This window comes from Baia soyae (genome assembly GCF_004341445.1).
Taxonomy (GTDB): Bacteria; Bacillota; Bacilli; order Thermoactinomycetales; family Thermoactinomycetaceae; genus Baia; species Baia soyae.
The window spans coordinates 1-5,056 of record NZ_SLXV01000072.1; the positions used below are offsets into that span (position 1 = coordinate 1).

Here is a 5,056-nt window from a genome sequence, read left to right on the forward strand (position 1 = left end):
AGATAAAACTAAAGGGCATGAGCCCGGTTCAATACCGAACGCATACCCTGCGGGTTGCTTAAAACTTCGTGTCTAACTTTTTGGGTTCACTTCAATGTTGAAGGAATGGCTTTTTATGTACTCATGAAAATCCTCAAGATGACACACAATAACGGAAAAAGGAGGAATGTATTCATGGCACGTAAAAGAAGACGTTTGTTAGTAAGATCGGCTAGGCCTGAGATGGATCGTCTTCAAACGGATGTGTTGAACCGTAAGCTGGGAACCTCGTTTTCAAATCGAGAGGATCTCAAAGTGGAGATCGCGAAGCAGTTTGATATTCCGTACCAATCGAAAGGATCAAATGGCGGGCTCAGAGCGGAGGATGCTGGTAAGATGGGCGGAATGATGGGAGGGCTTCTGGTAAAAGAGTTAGTGCGGATGTCCATGGAGTCGCTTTCGAAGAACCGCTAACACCGCGAACTTAAAAAATAAAGAAAAACAGCAGTTTTTTTAGTGGAAACTAGTATAATGGGGGTAGAATATTTAAGGGGGAGTCATCCAATATGGAGCGAGTCTTACTGCTTACCATGGGCTTTGGTACAGGACATAACGCCGCGGCCAAAGCATTGGAAGCGGAATTTAGTAAAGTGCCGGGTGTGGAAGCGGAGACAGTTGACCTATTACAGTTGATTCCTAAGTCCCTTCATCCTCTGGTGCAATCAGGCTATCATGGGATGTTGGCAAAGGTTCCATTTTTTTATCATTATCTTTATGACTGGACTTATCAATCGAAAGTGATACGGCAATTATCTAGTGAAATTATTGAAAAATTGGGGCGCGCAATTCGAAAGAAAGTCCTGTCCTTATTAAATGAATTTAATCCTACACGAATTGTGACTACGCACCCATTCTCTCTTTTATTGCTACCGCCGGTATGGCGAGATATTCCCACAGTAGGTGTGGTTACCGATTATGAGCTCCATCCGATGTGGGTTGTACAGGTGCCGGATGTTTTATGTGTACCTAAGAAGCTGTTAGATGAGCAGCAGATGGAGCAACTTACATGGAAATCTGGATGTAAGGTAATGGAAACAGGAATTCCGATCCAACCTAGATACTATCAATCCATTTCTCGGGAGCAAGCACGCGAGGAACTGAACTTACCTACTACGAAGCCAGTTGTTCTGGTTATGGGTGGTGGGATGGGTCTTGGACCTATGGAGCAGATGGTAATGGAAATGAACTCGATTTCTGATATTCAATTTGTTGTGTTTACGGGAAGAAATGCAGCTTTATTAGAGCGACTTAGTAAACGCTTGTTTGCATCGCCAGTCCGATTGCTCGGCTATTGTGACCAAGTGGACTTGTATATGTCGGCGGCTGATTTGCTTGTGACGAAGCCAGGTGGCATTACGATTACGGAGGCAATCGCCAAACGTTTACCTATGTTTTTGTTTCAGGCTTTTCCGGGTCAGGAAGAAGCGAATCAAGCATACTTAGTGAAGCATCGCGTTGCAGTTATCACACGATTGGCTACGGTTTGTTTGCAGTTGGACAAGCAATTTTTAGTAAGTTTTAATTCCAGTCAGTGTGTGGGGCGCTTTGAAGGAATTTTATCTCCGGATGCTGCGACGAAAATATTGGAAGCAACTTTTGCATTAACGCCTAATAAAATTTATATGCTGTAAGTGACGAAGTTTCTAGATATTAGAAAAGGGGAGGAAACTTCTTTGCAAATTGTAACTTACATGATAAAGGCGGATGAATTAAATATTCACACCCATGATGTAGGGAGTTCTCGCTTAGGCTTTATGCAAGATGATTGGATTGTAGATGCGGTATTCGCTCAGCAATGGCTGATTCAAGAACAGCAGGAAGTGTTTCCGCATTTGCTACCCACGGATTTACTTACCTTGTTAGAAAGAGGTAAAAATGAGTTTCTGATCTTAGAAAGTGTCGTACAAAAAATGGCACCGTTTAACGTCTCCAAATGCAAGGTAGAGGGAGAAGGAATTGCCTTAGAATCAGACGAACTACTCCTATTACCTCCGCTGCCCATGCCGGTTAGTTTCCGGGATTTTTATGGTTTTGAGCAACATGTGAAAACGTGTCGTGAAAAACGCGGGCTAAGCATGATTCCAGAATGGTATGAGCTTCCTGTGTTTTATTTCTCGAACCATCGAGCCATGGTGGGGATGGATCATAAGATCAAAAAGCCTGACTATACCTCTTGTTTAGATTTTGAGCTAGAAGTGGCATGTGTGATTGGAAAACGTGGCAAAGATATTGCGGTAGAAGATGCACGTGACCACATAGCTGGCTTGATGATCTTAAACGACTGGAGTGCTAGGGATATCCAGCGAAAAGAGATGGCTGTGGGGTTAGGCCCTGCTAAGGGAAAAGATTTTGCTACATCGATGGGGCCTTACTTTGTTCCGCTTTCTGCGTTAGAGGATCGGCGCAAAGGGGACCATTGGGATCTGAAAATGGTTGCCCGCATTAACGGAAAGCAGGTATCGAAAGGGAATTTGCGCGATTTGACTTGGAGCTTTTCCGAGATGGTCGCTCATGCTTCTCAAGATTGTGAACTCGTTCCAGGGGAAGTATTTGGCTCGGGAACAGTAGGTACAGGTTGTTTATTAGAACTAGGAACAGAGGTACATCGCTATCTGGAACCAGGTGATATGATAGAGTTAGAGGTTGAGCGGTTAGGTGTACTTTGTAACCGGATTAGTCGAAATTAGTACTATGACCTTCTCCATCCATAGGAGAGGGTTTTTATTTCTTAAAAAGAACTGGAGAGATTGATCATTCGAAAACAACAGCAACAACAGCATACGAGAAAAGATAATCGGCAACCGAAGGAGGCCCGTTTGGAAGAGGGACAGGTTGTTACGATTCCGATTCGGAAATTAGGAATTAATGGCGAAGGAGTCGGACACGTTCAAAAGAAAGTGGTTTTTGTAGAGGGGGCTATACCGGGCGAAGAGGTTCAAGTTCGCATCGGACACGTTGAGGATCGATTTGCTTATGGTGAGCTAATGAAAGTGGTGAAGCGTAGTCCTTATCGCGTAGAGCCAGAGTGCCCCGTGTATGATCGATGCGGGGGATGTACGATCCAACATATCCATAAACGTTTCCAAGCCCGATTAAAACGGGAGCAGATCGAGGAATCATTTAGACGATATACTTCATTGACCGAAATACCGATTGAGCCAACGATTCGTATGCAAGACCCGTGGAAATATCGCAATAAGGCTCAACTTCCTGTAAAGCAATTAGGAAGAAAAGTGGTGATGGGGTTATATACGGCTGATTCGAATCATCTGGTAGATGCAAGTGAATGTAAAGTGCATCATCCGAAGTTAAACGATATCTTAGAGCGTTGTCGGAAAGTAGTGGAGCGCCTACGGATCCCTGTAGTGGATGGTGGCAAACGTAGCAAAGGCATCCGGCATCTGGTTGCGCGGATTGGATTTCGTACGGATGAGGTTCAGCTTGTGATCGTCTCGTCGATTCGTCAATTGGAACAAGAGGCACAGCTTGTGGACGAAATTCGTAAGCGGGTACCTGAGTTAGTCAGCATTGTGTATAACTGGAATCCAGAGGATACTTCGTTGGTATTTGGTGAAGAGACACGAGTACTGTGGGGAGAAGAGAAGCTACAAGATCGTCTCGGCGACTATATGTTCAATCTATCTGCAAGAGCGTTTTATCAACTAAATCCACAGCAGACGGAAGTGTTATATGACCAAGTAAAGAAAGTGGCCTCTCTGACAGGCACCGAAACCGTGATCGATGCTTATTGTGGCGTGGGGACGATCGGGATTTGGTTAGCTGCGGATGCGAAGAAAGTGATGGGGATTGAGAGCATTGAAGAAGCAGTGGCAGATGCTAGGGAGAATGCGGAAATCAATGAGGTCGATAATATCGAATTCCACTATGGGCAAGCTGAGGAATTGATTCCTTCATGGGTTGACCAAGGGCTGAGACCGGATGTGATCGTGGTCGATCCACCGCGTGCAGGACTCGGACAGGTTATGGTGGATACTCTGTGCGAGGTGAAGGTTCCGCGATTCATCTATGTATCTTGTAACCCGGCTACACTTGCTAAAGACAGTGAGCAATTATTGAAGGCTGGTTATGAGTTAGAGAATATTATTCCGGTGGATCTGTTTCCGCAGACGGCTCATATTGAGGCGGTTTGTCGGTTTGTGTATAAGAAGTAAGATCAGCATGGTGGTTAGCGGACTTGTTGATTAGACAAATAGTGTGGAGTAAGCCCGGGGCATGTATCTGATCACAGCTCAAATAGTAAGCCTGCGAGGATGTGGAAAAGCAAGTCCGCTTCGTCCTTCGTAGCAATGGGCAAGTGGCAAAACTCGCAAAGTACGCGGGGGCATTGCCACAAAACGCCCTAGCTTCGAAGGACTACGCTAAGTAGGCTTACTAACATCGCAGTGGTCAGACACATTGCCCCTAGTCTACTTTCACTTGCTGGTTTGGTTAATCACCAGATTGAGTGGGGAGAGGAGATTTGCGGTGAAGAAGTGTTTGGTCTTTGGGGGAAGTGTGTTTGTAGGAAGGGCGATTGCTGAAGGGTTCGTGCGTGGAGGGAATCAGGTTTATGTGCTAAATCGGGGAAATGGTGCTAATCCGGATGGATGTATTCACCTACGGGCTGATCGAAATGATGCTGATCAAGTGGCACGAGCTTTGAGTGGTTTAAGCTTTGATATCGTGGTGGATGCCTCTGCGTATGAGCCGTTTCAAACGAGGCTTGCGATTCAGTGCCTTTTAGGGAGAGTTGGCCACTTTATTCATATTAGTAGTGCGGCTGTTTACCAGCAAACGGAGGAGTATCCACTCACGGAAGAGAGTCCTATCGGGGTTAATAAGCTTTGGGGAGACTACGGTAAAGGAAAGTACCTTTGCGAACAAGAATTGCAAAAGAGTTTTCAAGAAGACGGTTTTCCGATGTGAACTGCACCCCAATTGTTGGACACGAAATTAAAACCCAACAGTTGGAGGTGCTTTTTCTATGGCTAAATATTCATTAGAAACAAAATTGAAA

Annotated in this window: 5 protein-coding genes; all 5 read left to right on the forward strand. The window is 45.1% G+C overall.

The genetic code is table 11. The features are described from left to right. The first annotated feature begins 174 nt into the window (after nucleotides 1-174). The 5 genes from EDD57_RS14025 to EDD57_RS14045 all read left to right on the forward strand — a co-directional run bounded on the left by EDD57_RS14025 (nucleotide 175) and on the right by EDD57_RS14045 (nucleotide 4,965). The gene (locus EDD57_RS14025) at nucleotides 175-453 is read left to right on the forward strand and encodes a small, acid-soluble spore protein, alpha/beta type (protein WP_165873850.1); all 279 of its coding nucleotides are present in this window, start codon (nucleotides 175-177) and stop codon (nucleotides 451-453) included. Nucleotides 454-545: 92 nt separating this feature from the next. After that, nucleotides 546-1,670, forward strand: a complete 1,125-nt coding sequence (locus EDD57_RS14030) for an MGDG synthase family glycosyltransferase (RefSeq protein ID WP_131850039.1) — start codon at nucleotides 546-548, stop codon at nucleotides 1,668-1,670. A gap of 42 nt (nucleotides 1,671-1,712) precedes the next feature. After that, nucleotides 1,713-2,726 (forward strand): fumarylacetoacetate hydrolase family protein, encoded by a 1,014-nt coding sequence (locus EDD57_RS14035; RefSeq protein ID WP_243649569.1) that lies wholly within the window; start codon nucleotides 1,713-1,715, stop codon nucleotides 2,724-2,726. Between the two features lie 60 nt (nucleotides 2,727-2,786). Continuing rightward, a complete protein-coding gene (gene rlmD, locus EDD57_RS14040) occupies nucleotides 2,787-4,211 on the forward strand; it encodes a 23S rRNA (uracil(1939)-C(5))-methyltransferase RlmD (RefSeq protein ID WP_243649570.1) in 1,425 nt (474 codons plus the stop codon). Between the two features lie 313 nt (nucleotides 4,212-4,524). Next, nucleotides 4,525-4,965, forward strand: coding sequence for an NAD-dependent epimerase/dehydratase family protein (locus EDD57_RS14045; protein WP_165873851.1), 441 nt, complete (start codon nucleotides 4,525-4,527; stop codon nucleotides 4,963-4,965). Nucleotides 4,966-5,056: the final 91 nt, after the last annotated feature.